The following is a 20719-nucleotide window of genomic DNA, read 5'->3' as shown; positions in this document are numbered from 1 at the left end:
AACTATCTATATATATAAAGAAAGATAGTCACCTGTTAGGGAAAGGCTTTCGTATTATAAATATAACAAAAGAAAAAGCACGCTTATAAGCGCACCATAAGAGTGCTTCTTCATACAATTCTCATGTAAGAGTTCTCGAAAATCATGTTAATCACAAAGAAAAGGCATTAGCTCATAAAAGCTAATGCCTTTTCTTTATTCATATTGTTGAGTATTCCATTCTTCTATATTTCATAATTTTGTTATCTACGATTCATAGAAAGAAGGTTCATGTGAGACAATTAAAACCGTTCCTTTGTATTGTTGTAACGCTTCCTGTAAAGCCATCTTAGTTTCTACATCCAAATGATTAGTCCGTTCGTCTAAAATTAAAACATCAGCTTTTTCTATTTTTTCATATAAGGAGCTAACACACTTAAAATCTCTTCTTTATCCTTTTTTAATTCGAGTGATGTTAACATATCCATCGTTCTCGGCCTAGGTAATTTCACTTGTACCTCGCCAACTATTGACGCTGGTCTTTGAGATAAAATAAATACGCGATCTGAAAGCAAGATTGCCTCATCTAAGTCATGTGTAACCATAACGATTGTTTGCTTCTCTTGATGCCAAGAGTTTAAAAGCCAGCTATGTACTTCCATTTTTGTAAATGCATCTAATTTACCAAAAGGCTCATCAAGCAGCATAATTGGCTTTTCACATAAATATGTGCGCAGAAAACTAATTCTTTGACGCATACCACCAGACAATTCATCTGGATAATGGTTTGCATATTCATCTAGTTCGAACTGCTTTAATGCTTCCATTCCTTCTGTCAGCCTTTGTTTTTTCGGCTTTCCTTCAATTTCTAACGGAAGAACGATATTTTGCAAAGCTGATCGCCACGGTAGTAATAAATCTTGTTGTGGCATATAACTAACAACATCTTGCTCTTGTACTTGCTTATCGTTATACGTTACGTTCCCGCTTGTTGGTTTTTCAACATTTGCAATCATGTTTAATAATGTGCTTTTCCCGCAACCACTCGGTCCTACAAAGGAAACAAACTCTCCCTCTTGTATAGAGGCACTAATATTCTCTAATACATTCTTTCCGTCGAAAGATTTCACTATATTTTTTATTTGTAATCCGCTCATTTTTCACTTGGAAGGAATTCATTTGTAAAAGCATCTTTTACATCGATTTTCTTTTTAATAACTTTGTTGTCATATAAGAAATTCATGTAATTCGTCCAAATTTCTTCCTTCTGTACTCCCCATGCTTTAGCATCATCTTGATACTTCGTACTTAACCATTTTTGGCTTTCTTGAACTAAATCTTTATTCACATCTGGAACAGCTTTAATTAAAATATCAGCAGCCTCTTTCGGTTCCTTAATTGCAAAATTATAACCTTCTGTCGTTGCACTCATAAACTTTTTCACAAAGTCTTTATCTTGCTTCGTATGTTTTTCACTCGTAATAATAACAGGACTATAGAAATCAAGCGCTGGATCTAAGTCCTTCACCATAATCGTATTTAACTCTTTTCCTTGACGCTTCGCTTCAATACCATCCCAACCGTAATAAATCCATTCGAAATCTGCATCACGGCCAATTGATTTAAAGAAATCTGTTTGTCCTAAGATGATTTTTTCAACTTTATTAAAATCAGCTTGATGTTTATCCATAATCGTCTTTAATGTCGCTTCTTCTGCTGGTCCTCCCCAGCCGCCGTAACGTTTACCTTCAAAATCTTTCGGTGACGTCATATTGTCTTTCTTAAGCGATGCAAACGCTGAAGTGTTATGCTGAATAATCGCTCCTACAGATACAACAGGAATTCCTTCTACACGAGCTAACGTTACATTTTCTTGTGCACTTATTGCGAAGTCTGCTTTTCCTGATGCTATCATTTGCTCTGCTGTTACATTGTCACCTGGTTGAATAATTTCTACATCTAATCCTTGCTTTTTGTAATAATCTTTCGTTTTCGCTACATACAAGCCAGTATGATTCGTATTTGGAAACCAATCTAATACTACTTTTACTTTTTGATCTTTACTTGCACTTTCTTCTTTCTTCGCCGGATTACATCCAGCCACACCTACCGCTACTAAGGCAGCTAACATAACTTTCAAACCTTTTTTCATTTTCTGCCGTCCTTTCTATATATCCATGGTGCTGTTATTCTTGCCATAAACTCTACGATAAAATACAGGCATAATGTCACCATAACGATGATTGCTGCAACACCAAATACTCGGGCAGTCAAAAAGGATTTTGTAGCCCTCGTAAGCATAACGCCTAATCCTTCACTTGCACCGAGCCATTCTCCGATAATTGCCCCCATTACGCTATATGTAACTGCAATTTTTAAACCTGAGAAAAAGTATGGGAGCACTGCTGGAAATTTTACCTTCTGGTAAACTTGCCATTTCGTCGCCTTCATTGTTTGTAACAGTTTCAGCATATTTTTATCTACTGTTTGAAAACCTTCTAAAATACTAAGCGCAATTGGGAAGAAACAAACGAGTATTACGACCATTACTTTCGGCAACATCCCATATCCAAACCAAATAATAAATAGCGGTGCAAGCACAACAATTGGAATTGTTTGCGAAATAACGAGCAATGGATTTATTAAAATACGAAATAACGGTATAACATCCATAATAATTGCGATGCTCGTCCCCAATAAAATTGCAAAGAATAGTCCAATTATAACTTCCTGCAGTGTTTGCATCGTATTTGGTAATAGTAAATCTTTCATCCCAATTAATTCTTGAACAATGGCAGAAGGCTTTGGTAAAATCCACGGTTCGATTTTAAATAATGAAACAGATCCTTCCCATATCGCAATGAGAAGGATAAGCCAAATAGTTGTAATAAGTTTAGATTGCTTCTGGTTTTGCATATTCATCACGGTACTTCCAAACCTTTTCATCTATCGTTACACCAGTGCTTGGACGATAATGGATTTTAATAGAAGTAATCACTTCTTCTGCTCCAGCTTCGACGCAAGCTTGTTGCGCACGTTTAACGACATCAAGAAGTACATCTAATTCTCCTTCCAAAGTTGTTTCCATTGCCCCTACTTCATAACGAACTCCCGATTGTTGTACAACTTCAATTGCTTTATCGACAACAGAATATACATCTTTCGTTTTCGCTTGTGGTACTACTGAAAATGACATTGTAACTTGTTGTGACATAATAAAATCCCCCTTATAAAATTAAATTTCAAAAATAAGAAAAGGCTTTCCTACTGCGTAGGAAAGCCTTGTATGCAAGTTATTACAGAATAACATATGCTACATCACTTTAAGTAACTCCCTACGCTGGCATTATCCAGATCAGGTTGAGGGTCGATGTTTACTTACATCCTCTCAGCCAATTGGCTCCCCGGTCCTTAATTCGTTTTCATTGTAGCATGATTTATTTTATTGAACAAACAAAAGCATGCATAATCATTTCATTATTTTTGGAAAATAACCAACTTTTTCACCATGAGCTAATAACTGCTGTATAAATTCTTTATTAATTGCTGGTACTATCAATTCTTTTTTCTTAATCCATTCATTCGTTCTACGCGTACCCATTACAATTTCAGATTGCTGTGCTCCATCTCCTGCAACTTGAGAAGCAATTAACTCTGCTATTACTTCATTTCCCTTCGCTAATGCAAGTCCGGTATTTACATATTCTGAAAGTGGAACCATTTCAAGATTGTATCCACACTCTCCAATTAGCTGTATAAATTGTTCAAACTCAATTTGATGTGGATGACAAATATGTAACGTCTCTCCTACAATTTGCGCATCTTGTAAATACGATACAATTGATTTACTAGCAAAATCAATTGGTGTGAAATCAACTTTCCACTTCACATTTGGTGCTTTCCCAATTAATAGCATTGTTTTAATAAGACGATAAAATGCGTTTCCTTCAATATTTTGTTGGAACGAACCTGTTTCTGAATGACATGCTAAATTACCTGCACGATAAATATTTCCGCGCAAACCATTTTTCATTGCTTCACGAACAATGTTTTCCGCTTGTAGTTTACTATTTGAATATACATTCTCTAAGTCTACACTGTAATTAAAATCACCAGTTTTCATGTATGTATCCCATTGATCTACCGCTAATTCTAACGGGATACCAATTGTAGAAATAAAATGGAATGTAGCACCTTTCTCCGCTAATGCTAGCATACGGCTAGTTCCTTGGACATTTATATTTTCAAATTGTTTTACATCTCCAAAATGTCTTACATCTGCACCGCAATGAATTATCGTATCCATCTTAGAACTGATGAACATAAATTCTTCTTCGCTCATCCCAAGATACTCTTCTCCCAGATCACCAGCTACGGCCTGTATACGCTGTAACCATTCTTCACATATATCATTAAAGTAGCCTGTTAATGTATCTATAATTCTTTGCTGCACATCTTTGGTTGGTCTTACTAAACAATAAATAGTAGCAGATGTATCTCTCAACAATTCATATAATATGTGTGATCCTAAATAACCAGTAGCTCCTGTTAAAAAGACATTTGAAATCTGGGTTTCTTCCAAAACGTTTGCATACGTGATAGTATCTGGCTCGTGAATCACTTTATATTCACGAAATACTTCTTCTTTCTCTACTTTTACTTCTCGCTCAATTCGAGCTAATCCATATATCGTTCTTTCTTTAAAGAAATCTTGAATTGTTAAATGTGAGAAATCTTCTTTTAACAATGTTAAGACTCGTAATACTTTTAATGAATGTCCACCAATTGTAAAGAAATCATCATGCACTCCAACTTTTGAAATTCCTAATACTTCCGCCCAGGCGTTCGCTATTTGTTTTTCTGCTTTATTAGAAGGTGCAACATATTCTTGTAGCCGAACCGGTTCATACTTTTCTTCTAACTGAGCTAACTTCTTAACATCAATCTTTTTATTAGGTGTAAGTGGTAATTCATTAATATAAATTAGTTTAGATGGCACCATATAATCTGGTAATTGCTCTTGTAACTGATAAACTAATTCTGGTATTTCTTTTTTATTTAAAGTTGTATAGAACGCGATTAAATATTGGCTACCTTCCTTACTCTTCTTAGCAAAAACAGCATTTTCTTTTATATTATGATTTTGAGAAATTTTACTTTGGATTTCTCCTAGTTCAATACGATGTCCTCTAATTTTTACTTGATCATCTTTCCGATGTAAAAACTCTATATTTCCATCCTCTAGCAACTTAACGATATCACCTGTTTTATATATATTAACTATAGGATTAAAAGGGTTCGGAATAAAAGCTTCAATTGTTTTATTAGGCTTATTAAAATACCCTTTTGCTAATCCCACTGAATCTATATATAATTCACCAGGTACACCAATTGGACAAAGATTCATATTCTCATCCAAAATCATAACTTGATAATTAGCACATGGTTTACCAATGGGAATACTCGCAACATCCTCATTTAACTGACTAGGTATTTTATAGGTTGTCGTCACTACAGTACATTCTGTCGGTCCGTATACATTATAAATTTCAACATTTGTACCTATTCTTTCTCTCCACAATTTAATAACCTCTACAGGCAACATTTCACCGCCAATCGCAATTCTTTTTAGGGAAGCTAGCTTATATATATCTTCTTCTGCTAAATAAGTTGCTACTTGTCGAACAAAAATTGTTGCTAATGCCAAGATTGAAGTTGCTTTCACTTTATAGATTGCATTTGCAAATGCTTCTACAGACAATCGCTCTTCCTCTAGTAATACATACAAGTTTCCTCCGCAGAATAAAGAAGCAAATGACTCCCATACAGAGGCATCGAAACTAAAGGAAGGAAATTGGGCAAATACATCCTCTTCTGTCAATTCATATTGCTTTTTCATCCAAGTATACAGATTAACAACGCCTCTATGTGCTAACATCGTTCCCTTTGGATTCCCTGTTGAACCAGATGTATAAATCATATAAGCTACATCGTCACAATGAATAGACAACTTTACATCTATATCTTCATAAGTTTCACTATCATACATTGAAACTGTTTGAACCCCATCACATGTTATAGGCGTCTCTTTCATCAATATAACTTTCGCTTGGCTATCTTGAATAATGTACTGTATTCTACTTTCCGGATAATCTGGATCAATCGGAACATACGCTGCACCAGCTTTTAATATAGCTACCATACTTACTACTGTGTCTATGCTACGTTTCATAAATATTCCAACATAGTCTCCTAATTGGACGCCGTTTTTAATTAACATATGAGCTATTTGATTACTTTTTTTATTTAGCTCCTCATAAGTTAAAGTACCTTCCCTTGAAGATAAAGCTATACGATTTGGAAATTGAGTAACAGTATTATAGAACATATCGACGATACTTTTCTCAGGATATACTGCTGTCGTATCATTCACTTGACTATAAAGTGCCATCTCGGCCTCTGTAATAATACTAAAATGTTTTATATACTTATTAGTATTTTGTGATATATCAACTAAAACACCTTGTATTTGTTGTGCATAACGAGTAATCGTTGTCTCTTTCCAATTAACACTATTAAATATTATTTCTACACTTTGCATATTTTTACTAAATACAAATTGTAATGTATTCGTGTCTTTTAGCTCATAATATGTTTCACCAATAATAATAGGTGACATTTCATATAATGTATTACCGTTTTGAAACTCTTCTATTTCTTCCTCATTCATTTCTTTAATTTGCTCCAGTTGCTCTTCAATTTGTAAATTTAAACTTTCATAGGAGAGAAAATTAGAAACTTCAATAGTAATTGGAAATAAATTTCCTCTTACATGATAAAGCACGACAATATGTTTTTCTTTAGAAATATGATATAACCACGTTGCAGTCGCTCCTATTAAATCTACAATGTGAGTCAAATTTGAAAACAGTTCCGTTTTCCTTTTTATCCTAAGTTCTGTTCCTTGCACATCTTTAGGTATTTTAATACTTCCTTCTACTTTTCCTAAAAATTCTTTTACCATCTCATTATAAGAAATTGCTAATTTCATATTTATGTAAATTCCTCTCTTAAATATAATAAAGGTGTGAAAATTCACACCTTTTTCATCCCTTATTAAAGGGCAGATTCGTTCAATTCATAATCAGTAGCGGAGATACCCCCTTGATTAGAATTGAACTTTCTCCTTATTCGCTTTTAAACTCACCAATAAGCTCTTGTAATTCCTGAGAAAGCCAACTTAAAGAAGTCGCTAATTCTGCAATATCTTGTACTGATATTTCTTGCTCTTTCATGCTTTCTTCAACATTACTACTGCTGTTGGCATAAGTATTTGCAATATGTGATAATTCATTTACGACTTGAACAATATTCTGACTATTTTGTAAAATGTCACTCGAATTACCGGAAACAGCTTTTACTTGATCTGTAACAGATTGCGCTGATTTTGAGATTTTTTCAAAGAAATCTCCACTACTTTGAACAAGCGAAATTCCAGTTTCTACTTCTTTTGAACCTTTTTGCATGGAAACTACAGCATCTTCTGTCTCAGCTTGTGTTTCACCAATTAATTTCGCTATATCTTTTGCAGACGCTTCCGTTTGTTCTGCTAATTTTCGTACTTCATCAGCAACAACTGCAAACCCTCTTCCAGCTGCTCCAGCACGTGAAGCCTCAATAGAAGCATTTAAAGCTAATAAATTTGTTTGATTTGAAATACCTGTAATTACAGTTACGATATCACTAATTTCTTTTGACCTTGTTTCTAACGAATAAATGATGGAAGATAAATCTTGTACTGCATTTTGGATTAAACTCATTTGATTAATAATTTGTCCAATCACTTCATTACCTTCAATTGAATGTTGTTCCATACCTTCAGAAGCAACCGCAACTTGTTTTGCAGCCCCAGTTATTTCTTCTACCTTATCTTCCATTCCATGTACAATTCCTAAACATTGTTGTACTGAAGTTTTTTGAGACTGTGCCCCTACTCTTAAACCTTCAATAGAACTTGCAATCTCTTGAACTGCCATGCTGTTTTCCTCTGTACTCGCCGACAATTCTTGTGAAGAAGAAGAAACTTGCTCAGCAGTTTGCCTTACTTTATCTATAATCCCTTTAAATTTTTCAATCGTGTTATTGAAATAAACATTAATAATTCCAATATCATCTGGTCTTTCTTTTAATTTAATACTTAAGTCACCTTCACCAATTTTACGTAACCCTTCTCGTAAATCTTTTAATGGAGCTAGCGAGTGACGCACGATAAAGAATTGAGTAATAGTCGCAATTGCTAATGAAATAATGATGAAGAGTAAGCCCTGTATCATAAACTTCTCTTTTGTAATAGGAACAATGGAAGCATCTAAGTCAGCCGCAATAATTGCAACAATATTGTTTTCTCCATCTGTAATTGGTTCTAATATTGTCACCCACGAACCTATTTCATCTTCATATACTTCTGTCATTTGAGCCTTTTTCGTATCAATCACTTTATCGTATGCCTTCATCCAATGAGCGGGTTGTTCATAATAATCTCCCGGCTTTATAGGAAACGCATTTGTTAACTCTGTAGTCAAACCAACGAGTTGTAATTCTCGCTTTTCATTCGGCTTTGCTCCTGTAACATACGTTTGTCCAACGCTTTTCAATTCTTTTGATACTTCATCTAATTTCTCTGTTAACTTTTCTTTTTTCACTTTTTCGGCTGTAGGATCTTTCGCCATGTCTCTAACTAATTCTACATCCAGTTTTTTCAATACTATTTCTCCTGTTTCAATAGACTGCCTTTCAAATAAAGACATCATACTATTTTGAAACATGTTGAAACTTAATGCACCCATACTTCCAACAAGTGTCAAAATAACTAATACGGTTAATAAGACGTTCTTTTGAAGGAACGATAACTTATGCCAATATTTTTTCATTAATATCCACCTTCCTTAATCAACATAAACAAAAAAACAAAATATATGAATATTTTGTTTGAAAATGTTTCTCAATATGTTCGAGAATAAAAAAAAGCCAATGTAAAAGCATTGGCCAAGACCAACCCTATCCGTCCGGTAACTGGCTAGCATAGCCTTTCGACCTTAGCTCCTGTAGTTTTGCGTCCTCATGTTTCCATCAGTTTGCCTTTCTCGCTGAACGAGTTGAACGATATGGGAGTTCTATGAGAATTAATTTATTCTCTTTCAAAGATTACAACATATAAATCAAAATGTCTACTTATTTAGAGATATAAATACAAATTTTTAACGCATTGTTTTTTCAAAATAATTTCAAAAAGTACGTGAATGTTACTTTTTTTGTGTTATATAATAAAAAATGTATTAATAACAAGGATTTTTTCGGGTATTTATTTAATTTTCAATCAAATTAAACTATTCGAATATATCTTAACTAATGAATTTCGGAGGTAGTTTATCATGTTTTGGCTACAATTTCTTACCTTGTTACTCTGTATTTTTATTGGTGCACGCCTAGGCGGAGTTGGTTTAGGAGTAATGGGTGGAGTTGGTATGGCAATACTCGTTTTTGTCTTCCACTTACAACCAACGGCGCCTCCTATCGATGTAATGCTTATGATTTTGGCAGTAATTACAGCTGCTGGTGCTTTGCAAGCCGCTGGAGGAATGGACTACCTTGTTCATCTAGCTGAAAAGGCATTACGAAAAAATCCAAAACGCATTACATTCTTTGCTCCAATTGTTACTTATTTATTTACACTTTGTGCAGGAACTGGTCACGTTGCTTATTCTGTACTTCCTGTTATCGCTGAAGTCTCTCGCGAATCCGGAATTAGACCAGAACGACCAATGTCCATTGCCGTAATTGCTTCCCAACAAGCAATTACAGCTAGTCCTATATCAGCTGCAACAGTTGCACTTTTAGCAATGTTAGCTGACTATAAAATCACCTTATTAGATATTTTAAAAGTAAGTATCCCTTCTACTTTCATCGCTTGTATGATAGCTGCATTTGTTGCTAGTAAGATGGGAAAAGAATTAAATGAAGACCCTGAATACTTAAAACGATTAAAAGAAGGATTAATTCCTAAGCTTGAAGAGAAAAAAGAATTTGTAGGTGTAAAGGGCGCAAAATTATCAGTTATCCTTTTCCTTGTAGGAACCTTCCTTGTTGTACTTCTTGGTTCATTTGAAGCACTTCGTCCAGGATGGATAGTTGATGGGAAGTTAGCCCGTCTTTCCATGCCGAACACAATTGAGATGGTTATGTTAACTATCGCGGCTCTTATTATTATTTTCTGTAAACCAAATGTAGAAAGCATTGTATCTGGTAACGTCTTTAAAGCAGGAGCAACAGCAGTTGTTGCTATTTTCGGTATCGCTTGGATGGGAGATACTTTCTTTAATGGAAACTTAAATATGATTCAAGGATCGATTCAGCATTTAGTAACAAGTGCACCTTGGCTATTTGCTATCGCACTATTCATTCTATCTATTTTACTGTACAGCCAAGCAGCAACAGTTCGTGCCTTAATGCCACTTGGACTATCTCTTGGTATTCCACCAGCGCTACTGATTGCGATGTTCCCTGCAGTAAATGGATATTTCTTCATTCCAAACTATGGAACAATCGTTGCTGCCATTAACTTTGACCGTACTGGTACAACAGGTATCGGTAAATACGTATTAAATCATAGTTTTATGATTCCGGGCCTAATTGCAACATTTACTTCTATCGGAATTGGAATGCTCTTAATTTCAATTATGTTTTAAAGAAAAAGCACAAACCTTTATTTAAAAAGGTTTGTGCTTTTTTAATCAAATATTTGTTTAAATTTTGGGCAGTCTATTTCTTCATGTAGCACTTAAAATACTACACTTCCTTCCCTACAAACTTCTCTTTACTTCTTCAACTAATTTTTTCGTACTTTCATACGCAGATTCCGCTAAACTAATTGCTGAAATAACTGAAACACCGTCCGCACCCGCCTCTATAACTGCCGCTGTATTTTCAATTGTAATCCCACCAATACCAACGATTGGCACTGTAATTCCTTGTTCTCTAAAATAAGCTAATCCTTTCGTTCCTTGAACCGCTTTCGTATCTTTTTTCGTACTCGTTGGGAAAATAGGACCAACACCTAAATAATCCGCTCCATTTTCGATTGCAAAACGTGCTTCTTCAATTGTATGAGCAGATACGCCGATAATTTTATCTCCCATTTTTTCACGAACAGATGTAATTCCTTCATCATCTTGTCCAACATGAACACCATCTGCATCTAATTCAATGGCTAATTCTACATCATCATTTACAATGAAAGGAACACTATATTCCTTACAAAGCGTCTGCAATTCTTTTGCAAAGCGCACTCTATCTTCTCCGATTAAAGAACCTTCCCCCTTCTCACGAAACTGAAAAAGTGTCACTCCACCATCTAACGCTTCTTTCAATACAGCTAAAGGATCCCTCGTGCAGTTATTACTTCCCATAATAAAATACACTTGCAATAGCTTAGACATTTTATCTATTTCAATGCGTGCCATTTCTTTCACTCCCTCTTACTCTAACTCCACAATCTTCCCATACTTCTCAATATCACCTGAAGTTGTATTCGCTAATTGATTTAAAAATTCAATTTGGAAACTACCAGGCCCTTTTTCTACCGCCTTAGCAGCTGCCAGTTCCGAAGCTACACCATAAAACGTTAATGCGGCTACTGCTGCTTTTACATAATCTTTTTCCACTGCTACAAATGCTCCTATTACAGAAGTTAGTAAACAACCTGTTCCCGTAACTTTCGTTAAAATAGGGTGACCATTTCGAATAACAATAGTTCTCTCTCCATCTGTAACAACATCTTCTTTTCCAGTAATGACCGCAACTGTATTTAGTTCATCTGCTGCCTGCCTTGCAATACTTACAACATTGCCATTTCCAGTACCAGCGTCTACCCCTTTAATTTCCCATTTCTCATTAATAACATTTGCTATTTCAGCCGCATTTCCGCGGATAATTGCTAAATCTATTTCGGCTGGAATATGTCTCGCAACTTCTGTTCGATACGAAGTTGCTCCTGCACCAACTGGGTCAAATAGTACTGGCACATTGTTCGCATTTGCTGATTTACCCGCGAGTAACATCGCTTCTACTTCTTCAGGACGAAGTGTCCCCATATTTAATACTAACGCTCCAGCAATGCTAGCCATTTCTGCTACTTCTTCTTTTGCATACGCCATTACAGGCGATGCTCCAAGTGCCAACAAACCGTTAGCAGTAAAATTTGTTACAACAACATTTGTAATATTATGAACGAGCGGATTAGATTCTCTCACCAAATCCACTACTTTACTAATTTCTTTCATATTCATCCTTTTCATCTCCTAACTATAATGATGGGAGATACACAAAAAGACACTTTGCGCGTACGCAAAGTGCCTGAACATGTGCTTTTACACTCTCCCTACGCTGGCATTATCCAACAGGTTCAAATGGTCAATGACGGACTAGTCATACTCTCAGTTTGCATCCACAAACTCCCATGTGCTTATTATTCATCTACTTCAAAGTCTACTCTTATTCTACTAAAATAACAAGTTCTTTACTTTTCTATTTAATATAGAAGCAACCTATATAACAATAAACATAATCAAGTGAAACTTTAATCAGTGAGTGTTTTGTTCATCCCACTAAAAACCGATCAAATATGGAGCGAAACTGAATCTCAAGAAGATGTATGCTATATTTAACTTATGGAAATTTGAAAGGATGTTTTTAATATGTCAAAAAGCGTTGTAATCGCTGAAAAACCTTCCGTTGCACGAGATATTGCTCGTGTACTTAAGTGCGATAAAAAAGGAAATGGCTACCTTGAAGGTAGTAAATATATTGTAACTTGGGCTTTAGGTCATCTCGTTACATTAGCAGATCCAGAAAGTTATGATGTGAAATATAAAAAGTGGAATTTAGAAGATTTACCGATGCTACCTGAGCGTTTGAAATTAACGGTTATTAAACAAACTGGTAAACAATTTAATGCTGTAAAAAGTCAGCTACTTAGAAAAGATGTAAATGAAATTATTGTAGCAACAGACGCTGGACGTGAAGGAGAATTGGTTGCTCGTTGGATTATTGATAAGGTTCGAATTAACAAGCCAATCAAACGTCTATGGATTTCATCCGTTACTGATAAAGCAATTAAAGATGGTTTTGCAAATTTAAAACCAGGTAAAGCCTATGACAATTTATACGCTTCAGCAGTTGCACGTTCAGAAGCTGACTGGTATATCGGTCTTAATGCAACTCGTGCTTTAACGACTCGCTTTAATGCTCAGTTAAATTGTGGTCGTGTACAAACCCCTACTGTTGCTATGATTGCTAGTCGTGAAGATGAAATAAAGAACTTCAAAGCTCAAACTTACTACGGCATCGAAGCTCAAACAATGGAGAAGCTCAAACTTACTTGGCAAGATGCAAATGGCAATAGCCGTAGTTTTAATAAAGAAAAAATCGATGGTATTGTAAAAAGTTTAGATAAACAAAATGCTACTGTTGTGGAAATTGATAAGAAACAGAAGAAGTCATTCTCTCCTGGTCTTTACGATTTAACTGAATTGCAACGTGATGCAAATAAAAAGTTCGGTTACTCTGCTAAAGAAACATTAAATATTATGCAAAAATTGTATGAACAGCATAAAGTACTAACGTACCCTCGTACAGATTCACGCTACATTTCATCTGATATCGTCGGAACACTTCCAGAACGTCTAAAAGCATGTGGTGTTGGAGAATACCGTCCCTTCGCACATAAAGTATTACAAAAGCCTATCAAACCTAACAAATCATTTGTTGATGATAGTAAAGTAAGCGATCATCATGCGATTATTCCAACAGAAGGATACGTTAACTTCGCAGCATTCACAGATAAAGAACGCAAAATTTATGATTTAGTTGTAAAACGTTTCTTAGCTGTTTTATTCCCAGCATTCGAATACGAACAACTAACGTTACGCACAAAGGTCGGCAATGAAACATTCATTGCACGCGGAAAAACGATTTTACATGCTGGTTGGAAGGAAGTATACGAAAATCGATTTGAAGACGATGATGTAACTGATGACGTAAAAGAGCAGATTCTACCTCACATTGAAAAGGGCGATACATTAACTGTAAAGTTACTTATGCAAACATCAGGTCAAACGAAAGCACCTGCACGCTTTAATGAAGCAACTTTACTTTCAGCAATGGAGAATCCTACAAAATATATGGATACGCAAAATAAACAACTTGCTGATACGTTAAAATCAACTGGTGGATTAGGTACTGTAGCGACACGTGCAGATATTATCGACAAACTTTTCAATTCTTTCTTAATTGAAAAACGTGGTAAAGATATTCACATTACATCAAAAGGTCGTCAATTACTTGATTTAGTACCAGAAGAATTAAAATCACCTACACTAACTGGTGAGTGGGAACAAAAACTTGAAGCAATTGCAAAAGGAAAATTAAAGAAAGAAGTATTCATTTCGGAAATGAAGAACTATACGAAAGAAATTGTTTCTGAAATTAAATCGAGTGATAAGAAATATAAACATGACAACATTTCAACGAAGTCTTGTCCAGATTGCGGTAAACCAATGCTAGAAGTAAATGGAAAAAAGGGAAAAATGCTCGTATGCCAAGACCGTGAATGTGGTCATCGTAAAAATGTATCTCGTACAACAAATGCTCGCTGTCCGCAATGTAAAAAGAAACTAGAATTACGTGGTGAGGGTGCAGGCCAAATTTTCGCATGTAAATGTGGCTATCGCGAGAAATTATCAACATTCCAAGAGCGACGTAAAAAAGAATCTGGAAACAAAGCCGATAAACGCGACGTTCAAAAATATATGAAACAACAGAAAAAAGAAGAAGAACCATTAAATAACCCATTCGCGGAAGCATTAAAAAAATTAAAATTTGATTAAACAAAAAGGTTCCTACCTCTATCGGTAGGAACCTTTTATTTTAGTGAATGATTTTACTTCCTTTTGCATTCTCAACAAATTTTTCACTTGATTTGTTAATTGGTGTTTTCAGTAATAACGCAGCAACAATCATAACTACTACGAAAACACTTAACACAAGTAAATCTCTTATTACGATATCCCAAAGCATTCCGCCTACCGTTTCACGAATTGCACTAATTGCGTATGTGAACGGTAAGAACGGATAAATTGCTTGGAAGAATTTCGGTGTCATTTGAATTGGGAATGTTCCGCCCGACCCTGCTACTTGTAGTACAAGTAAAATGATCGCCATCGATTTCCCAACGTTTCCGAAAATAGAAACGAGTGAGTATACGATACAAACGAAGACTCCACCAATAAATAAACTAAATAACACAAACCAGAACTTATCGACTACGTACGTACCGAGTAAGAATATATCTCCCATCGATACGATAAACGCTTGTGAAAGACCTATCGTTAAGAATGTTAATAAACGTCCGAAGTAAATTTCATGGCTCTTATAATTCGCGCCCTCTTCGTGTACTTCTACCGTTAATAATGAAACCATTAATAATGCGCCTACCCATAATGCAAGCACTGTATAGAATGGTGACATCGCTGAACCGTAGTTCGGCATCGCAAATAATTTATTTTCTTTTAAATTTACTGGATTCGCAAAGTAATCACTTTGCTTTTCAACATCATTTTTCAATAAGCGTATAATGTCTTTTAAATCCTCTTCAGATTCAAAATCACGAATTTTATCTGCTAATTCTTTAATCTTTTTCTCAGTCTCCGGCATTTCAGCTTTAATGTCTACTAATTTCTTTCTACCGTCTACTAAGCCTTTTGATGAATCTTCTAGTAATTTTTTAACATCTGGAAGCTTTTTGTCTGCATCATTTAAAATTTGAGTTGTATTTTTCGACATCTCTTTTGTACGAGCAATTGCTGTATTGAAATTAGGTACAATTTCTGAATCATACGTCGATAATACATCTGTTAATTGAGCTGATCCGCCCTTCGCAGCGTTGTTAATACTTTCAATTACATCTTTTGTAGGTTTCTGGCCATTGTTAAGAAGTGTAATTCCCTTATTCGTTGCCTCTACACCTTTTTGTAAGCTGCTTTTCGCTTTGTTTAATTTTGCGATTCCATTATTAAGGTTTTTATCACTATTTACATCCGCTAAAACCTTATTTGTACTCTCTAGAACTGGAATCATATCATCAATTAAACCGATTCCAGATTGGAATTGACCATTTAAGCTTTTCAAGGCTTCCTTCGAACCTTCTAAACCATTAATACCTTTGTTTTGTACATCCTCTAGTGCTTTTTGGACACTAGATTTAGTACTTTCTAGACCATTTTTCGCTTTATCATAATCAGCTTTTGCATTATCGTATATTTCATTCGCATTAGCTTTCGCTTGATCTACTGTGCTAACTGCTTTTTTATAATCTGCTACAAACGTTTCATTATAATCTTTTTCAGCTTGATCAATTAATGCATTTGCTGCATCTAATTTTTGATTTGCTACATCTGTTACATCTTTCTTTACTTCTTGTCCTGTACCGATAACATTTACAATATCTTTAATACCGTTGTTTGCATTTTCCATACCACTTTTCAGCTTAGTTAGGCGATCCACTCGCCCTTGGAAAAAGCTTTTTCCAAAATCAGTCGTCGCTGAGTTTTGAAGTTCAGTAAATACATTAATAAGATACGAAATACCTTCTGTACGAGCTTGCAATTGATTTGATACTGCATTTAAATCTTTCTTTGCTTGTTCTGGATCAAACTGACCATTTTGCAATCCATTTAAAACACTTTTCCCATAAGCTGTTCCTGCACGTGATGAGCTTAAAACATTATTTACTGTTTGATTAATATTTTGCGCTATACTTTTATATCCGTCATTATTCAACTTAGAAAGGTCCGGTCTTGCAGGGAATTCAGGTAATCCATTCATTCCAGAGAAATCAGGAATATTTAAATCCACACCTGGATTCATTAAAAAGTTAGTAAATACAGCTGCACTATCCATAACGCCTTTTGCTGCTACTAAATCATTTCTTATCGTTCCTGGAGCGTTTTTTAATGTTTGATCTTGTCTTGCAAAGAACTTATCTAAATTCGCCAATGCTTCCTGCCCATCATTTATTACACTCTCTACAACAGGTAAATCTTTCTGCGCTACTTTCACAACATCTTCTGCTTGAGTTGCATCATCTAACGCCTTATCCATAAGTGTATTCATTTCTGGGAACTGCGCTTCTAGCTTAAAGACAAGATCTTTTACTTTCTCGATACTTGGTAAGTTTGTTTCTAAATCGATTCCAAGGTCATTGAAAATTTTAAAAATCTCACCGTTTGCTGTTTTAACAAAGTTTTTACTAATTTCTTCTGTAATACCTGATGCACCTTTTGCTGTAATCTTCGGTGCAATCGCGTTTACTTTCTCATTTACATAGTAATCCAGTTCTGGTTTTTTCGGATTTTCATCCAGAACAGTTGCGATTTTTTCAGAGAAGTCTTTTGGAATCGTAATACTTGCATAATAATCCCCACGCTCAACTCCGTAAATTGCTTGTTTTTCATCTACAAATTTCCAGCCAAGATTTTTGTTTTTCTTAAGGGAGTCTACAATCTCTTTCCCGATATTAATATCTTTCCCTCTTAAATTAGAACCTGCATCTTGGTTAGAAACTGCAATGGGAACCTCTTTTGTATTTCCATATGGATCCCAAGAAGCTTTAATGTTAAACCATGCATATAACGATGGTAAAATCATTAATCCTAAAACAATAACAATTGCAGCCCAATGTTTGGCTACATTCCGTAAATCTGTCTTATAAATACGCCAAATTTGTTTCATAGAAGTTATCACCTAATTATATATTTTTCCTTCTTTAGAAAATGATACATGCATTTTGCAATTATATCACTTTCTACATCGTGTATTAACCAAAAACGTACTATTTTTTCCCATTAACTTTCACTTACTTCATTATATAACGAAGTGAGTCAAAGCATGAATACAAAATGACCAAATCGGTTTTACATTCAATAATAACAAATATATATGAAATGTCATAAAAAATACAAGTATTTTCTCTTGGAAATACTTGTATTCCTAAAAAAAATCCTCACAGCTTTTATTCTCTGTGAGGATTTCTTCTATTATATATCCAATTGAACCTCTACACCGAAATGATCTGAAATTACATTTCTGTTTGTACCATTAAAAATAACTTTTGAAGAATGAACTTTTTTACTTTGGTTACACAATATTAGATCGATTCGCAAATTATGTTTATTTTCATCCCAACCAGCAATCTCACCTTGGACAGTCGTTCCTTCATCCTTCTCTATTGCTAATTCATATGTGTCATACAACCCTTTTTGCATCATATACTCATAACCTTCGCCTTCCAACCGAGCATTGTTATTAAAATCCCCCATTAAGAAGGCGAGCTTATTGCTATCTACACGCTCCATCAAACGATCAACTTGACCTTTGAATGACTCTTCTTCATCATTCCACCAACCGAGATGGCAAGAGTAAAACGTTATATCCTTACCATTATAAGCAATTGTTGTACTTACAATTTTACGTGTTTTCCAATACGTTGTATCCTCGTTTTCTGAAATGAAGAACGTATCTTCTTTTATAATATTATGCTTCGTTATAATCGCTAATCCTTCTTCATACACGTCATAACCAATATGAGAGAAATCCCAAGTAATATTGTAATCTTTTACATGTAGCGCTTTTAACTCTTCTAATAGTAAAAGTCCAAAATTATCTTCTTTCTTGTTACCGCATACATTTTCAGCTTGTATGGACTGACTTACTTCTTGCAATGCGATGACATCGTACTCTTCTTCTTGAATTACTTTAGCAAGGTATTGTATCTTTTCTATTTGATTCTCTTCTTGCCAAGAATGACAGTTTAAAGTTAGCAATTTCATATTATTACGCACCTAACATATCTTGAATGTCTGACTTTAATACGTCAGCTTTCGGACCATATACCGCTTGTACACCTTTATCTTTTACAATAAGCCCTAGAGCACCATTTTGTTTCCACTGTGCTTCTGGTGCAACAACATCTAAATCTTTTACTGTTACACGTAAGCGCGTCATACAAGCATCTACGTCAGCAATATTTTCTTTTCCACCTAATAAATCGATAACTTTTGTTGCTAGTGAACCGTCTTGTACATTTCCTGTTCCTTCTGATGCCTCATCTTCATTATCAATATAGTTACCTGCACGCCCTGGTGTTGGTAAATTGAATTTTTTAATTAAGAAATTAAATAGTGTAAAGTTAAGACCGAAGAACACTAATGAAACAATAACAAAGTTGATTAAGTCTCTTGTTAAACCTGCGTTAACCATCATTGGTGTACGAGTAATTAACTCAATAAATCCAAATGCATGAACACGTAAGTTAATTAAATCAGCTAGCGCGAATGCAAGTCCTGTTGTAATAGCATATACAACATATAATACTGGAGCAATAAACATGAACATGAATTCAATTGGTTCTGTTACACCTGTTAAGAATACTGCTAATGCTGCTGATAAAAACATTGGTTTATATTTTGCACGCTTTTCTTTATCCACGTTACGGAACATCGCAAATGCAATCCCCATTAACGCTGCTGTTGAGCCGATAACTTGTCCAGCTTTGAAACGAGCTGGTACAACGTTATTTAATAAATCGTTATATGCCTTCGTATCTCCATTTGCTAGTAAATTATTTAAATCTGTAATCCATGCAAGCCATAATGGATCTTGTCCTGCTACAACTTGTCCAACTTTTGAACCAGTTAACATCGTATATGTTCCGCCTAGCTCTGTATAGTTCATCGGAATCGTTAACATATGGTGTAAACCAAATGGTAATAATAAACGCTCTAACGTTCCATATACAAACGGTGCAACAACTGGTGCGCTATCTTTTGAAGCTGCAATCCAGCGACCAAATTCATTTAACCCACTTTGGATGAATGGCCATAGAAGTGATAATACAATCGCAGTAACTGTAGACCAAAGAATTACAACGAATGGTACAAATCGTTTTCCATTAAAGAATGCTAATGCCTGTGGCAGTTTATTATAGTTATAATATTTGTTATATAAAGTAGCTCCTAAGAAACCTGTGATGATCCCTACGAACACTCCCATGTTTAATGCAGGTGCACCAAGTACAGAAGTAAAGTAATCTTTTACAATTAAATCTCCCGCTATTACTGAAGAAACTTTCGCTTTTGAATCCGCTAACATTTCAGCGTTTACGCCAAATATAGCTCCTGTAATTCGGTTTGTTAAGACGAATGCTAATAGCGCTGCAAATGCACCACCCGCGCGATCTTTCGCCCAAGATCCCCCAATTGCTACTGCGAATAAGATGTGTAGATTTGTAATGATTGCCCAACCGATGTCTTCCATTACGCGAGCGATTGTATGAACTGCGTTAACATCCCCAGCAGACATACCAATTAACTTACCGATGGAAATCATTAAACCAGCTGCTGGCATTACGGCTACAACAACTAATAAAGCTTTCCCGAACTTTTGCCAAAAATCAAAAGACGTAATTTTCATCTGTTCTTCCTCCCCTTTATTTATAACAACATAATGATTTAAATTATAATTTCTGTCCCTTTTATGAAAACGATTCCTCATATCATTTTTCTTTTTTACGCAACCGTTTTCATAAATCTATTTTAATAAAAGCGTTTTCACTTTGCAATAGAAATTT

The 20719-nt window shown here is 35.0% G+C and carries 13 protein-coding genes and 3 riboswitches; of the genes, 2 read left to right on the top strand and 11 right to left on the bottom strand.

Annotated features, from left to right (window positions below):
• Nucleotides 1–386: 386 nt before the first annotated feature.
• The 6 genes from GBN78_RS04870 to GBN78_RS04845 all read right to left on the bottom strand — a co-directional run bounded on the left by GBN78_RS04870 (nucleotide 387) and on the right by GBN78_RS04845 (nucleotide 8909).
• Nucleotides 387–1136, bottom strand: a complete 750-nt coding sequence (locus tag GBN78_RS04870) for an ABC transporter ATP-binding protein (protein ID WP_000016085.1) — start codon at nucleotides 1134–1136, stop codon at nucleotides 387–389.
• Nucleotides 1133–2131, bottom strand: coding sequence for an ABC transporter substrate-binding protein (locus GBN78_RS04865; RefSeq protein ID WP_000715568.1), 999 nt, complete (start codon nucleotides 2129–2131; stop codon nucleotides 1133–1135). Before GBN78_RS04865 ends, GBN78_RS04870 begins: the two co-directional genes overlap by 4 nt.
• A complete protein-coding gene (locus GBN78_RS04860) occupies nucleotides 2128–2901 on the bottom strand; it encodes an ABC transporter permease (RefSeq protein WP_001057166.1) in 774 nt (257 codons plus the stop codon). The genes GBN78_RS04865 and GBN78_RS04860 overlap by 4 nt, the downstream gene beginning before the upstream one ends.
• On the bottom strand, nucleotides 2873–3193 hold the full coding sequence (locus tag GBN78_RS04855) for an MTH1187 family thiamine-binding protein (RefSeq protein ID WP_000082907.1): 321 nt from the start codon (nucleotides 3191–3193) through the stop codon (nucleotides 2873–2875). The genes GBN78_RS04860 and GBN78_RS04855 overlap by 29 nt, the downstream gene beginning before the upstream one ends.
• A gap of 101 nt (nucleotides 3194–3294) precedes the next feature.
• A riboswitch (TPP riboswitch) is annotated at nucleotides 3295–3396 on the bottom strand.
• 52 nt (nucleotides 3397–3448) lie between these two features.
• A complete protein-coding gene (locus GBN78_RS04850) occupies nucleotides 3449–7030 on the bottom strand; it encodes a non-ribosomal peptide synthetase family protein (RefSeq protein WP_152127010.1) in 3582 nt (1193 codons plus the stop codon).
• A 136-nt stretch (nucleotides 7031–7166) separates the two neighbouring features.
• Entirely contained in the window at nucleotides 7167–8909 is a 1743-nt protein-coding gene (locus GBN78_RS04845) for a methyl-accepting chemotaxis protein (protein ID WP_000761081.1), read from the bottom strand.
• A 134-nt stretch (nucleotides 8910–9043) separates the two neighbouring features.
• Nucleotides 9044–9128, bottom strand: a riboswitch (cyclic di-GMP riboswitch).
• A gap of 282 nt (nucleotides 9129–9410) precedes the next feature.
• On the opposite strand from GBN78_RS04845, the gene GBN78_RS04840 reads away from it, so the two are divergent.
• Nucleotides 9411–10724, top strand: coding sequence for an anaerobic C4-dicarboxylate transporter family protein (locus tag GBN78_RS04840; protein ID WP_000498691.1), 1314 nt, complete (start codon nucleotides 9411–9413; stop codon nucleotides 10722–10724).
• A gap of 114 nt (nucleotides 10725–10838) precedes the next feature.
• Here the strand turns inward: GBN78_RS04840 and thiE are convergent, their stop codons facing one another.
• Nucleotides 10839–11498 (bottom strand): thiamine phosphate synthase, encoded by a 660-nt coding sequence (gene thiE / locus GBN78_RS04835; protein WP_000090965.1) that lies wholly within the window; start codon nucleotides 11496–11498, stop codon nucleotides 10839–10841.
• Between the two features lie 15 nt (nucleotides 11499–11513).
• A complete protein-coding gene (gene thiM / locus GBN78_RS04830) occupies nucleotides 11514–12323 on the bottom strand; it encodes a hydroxyethylthiazole kinase (protein WP_001056095.1) in 810 nt (269 codons plus the stop codon).
• Nucleotides 12324–12395: 72 nt separating this feature from the next.
• Nucleotides 12396–12505: riboswitch (TPP riboswitch) on the bottom strand.
• A 226-nt stretch (nucleotides 12506–12731) separates the two neighbouring features.
• Between thiM and topB the strand changes: the two genes are divergently transcribed.
• Nucleotides 12732–14921 carry a DNA topoisomerase III gene (gene topB, locus GBN78_RS04825; protein ID WP_088045611.1) on the top strand — a complete coding sequence of 730 codons (2190 nt, stop codon included), beginning with the start codon at nucleotides 12732–12734 and terminating at the stop codon, nucleotides 14919–14921.
• A gap of 40 nt (nucleotides 14922–14961) precedes the next feature.
• Here topB and GBN78_RS04820 read toward each other — a convergent pair whose 3' ends face one another.
• From GBN78_RS04820 to GBN78_RS04810, 3 genes are all read right to left on the bottom strand, one after another.
• Nucleotides 14962–17823 carry a YhgE/Pip domain-containing protein gene (locus GBN78_RS04820; RefSeq protein ID WP_152127009.1) on the bottom strand — a complete coding sequence of 954 codons (2862 nt, stop codon included), beginning with the start codon at nucleotides 17821–17823 and terminating at the stop codon, nucleotides 14962–14964.
• A 305-nt stretch (nucleotides 17824–18128) separates the two neighbouring features.
• A complete protein-coding gene (locus tag GBN78_RS04815; RefSeq protein ID WP_000771987.1) occupies nucleotides 18129–18920 on the bottom strand; it encodes an endonuclease/exonuclease/phosphatase family protein in 792 nt (263 codons plus the stop codon).
• 4 nt (nucleotides 18921–18924) lie between these two features.
• Nucleotides 18925–20562, bottom strand: a complete 1638-nt coding sequence (locus GBN78_RS04810) for a PTS transporter subunit IIBC (RefSeq protein ID WP_000705560.1) — start codon at nucleotides 20560–20562, stop codon at nucleotides 18925–18927.
• Between the last annotated feature and the right edge of the window lie 157 nt (nucleotides 20563–20719).

Source organism: Bacillus sp. B2-WWTP-C-10-Post-4, from assembly GCF_009183805.1.
Lineage (GTDB): Bacteria > Bacillota > Bacilli > Bacillales > Bacillaceae_G > Bacillus_A > Bacillus_A cereus.
The sequence above is the reverse complement of the archived record's forward strand: the minus strand, read 5'-3'. Positions and strand labels throughout refer to the sequence as shown.

Excerpts from the sequence above, each read along its gene's own strand:
- GBN78_RS04870 (WP_000016085.1), bottom strand. The coding sequence starts at position 1,136 with ATGAGCGGATTACAAATAAAAAATATAGTGAAATCTTTCGACGGAAAG.
- GBN78_RS04865 (WP_000715568.1), bottom strand. The coding sequence starts at position 2,131 with ATGAAAAAAGGTTTGAAAGTTATGTTAGCTGCCTTAGTAGCGGTAGGT.
- GBN78_RS04860 (WP_001057166.1), bottom strand. The coding sequence starts at position 2,901 with ATGAATATGCAAAACCAGAAGCAATCTAAACTTATTACAACTATTTGG.
- GBN78_RS04855 (WP_000082907.1), bottom strand. The coding sequence starts at position 3,193 with ATGTCACAACAAGTTACAATGTCATTTTCAGTAGTACCACAAGCGAAA.
- GBN78_RS04850 (WP_152127010.1), bottom strand. The coding sequence starts at position 7,030 with ATGAAATTAGCAATTTCTTATAATGAGATGGTAAAAGAATTTTTAGGA.
- GBN78_RS04845 (WP_000761081.1), bottom strand. The coding sequence starts at position 8,909 with ATGAAAAAATATTGGCATAAGTTATCGTTCCTTCAAAAGAACGTCTTA.
- GBN78_RS04840 (WP_000498691.1), top strand. The coding sequence starts at position 9,411 with ATGTTTTGGCTACAATTTCTTACCTTGTTACTCTGTATTTTTATTGGT.
- thiE (WP_000090965.1), bottom strand. The coding sequence starts at position 11,498 with ATGGCACGCATTGAAATAGATAAAATGTCTAAGCTATTGCAAGTGTAT.
- thiM (WP_001056095.1), bottom strand. The coding sequence starts at position 12,323 with ATGAATATGAAAGAAATTAGTAAAGTAGTGGATTTGGTGAGAGAATCT.
- topB (WP_088045611.1), top strand. The coding sequence starts at position 12,732 with ATGTCAAAAAGCGTTGTAATCGCTGAAAAACCTTCCGTTGCACGAGAT.
- GBN78_RS04820 (WP_152127009.1), bottom strand. The coding sequence starts at position 17,823 with ATGAAACAAATTTGGCGTATTTATAAGACAGATTTACGGAATGTAGCC.
- GBN78_RS04815 (WP_000771987.1), bottom strand. The coding sequence starts at position 18,920 with ATGAAATTGCTAACTTTAAACTGTCATTCTTGGCAAGAAGAGAATCAA.
- GBN78_RS04810 (WP_000705560.1), bottom strand. The coding sequence starts at position 20,562 with ATGAAAATTACGTCTTTTGATTTTTGGCAAAAGTTCGGGAAAGCTTTA.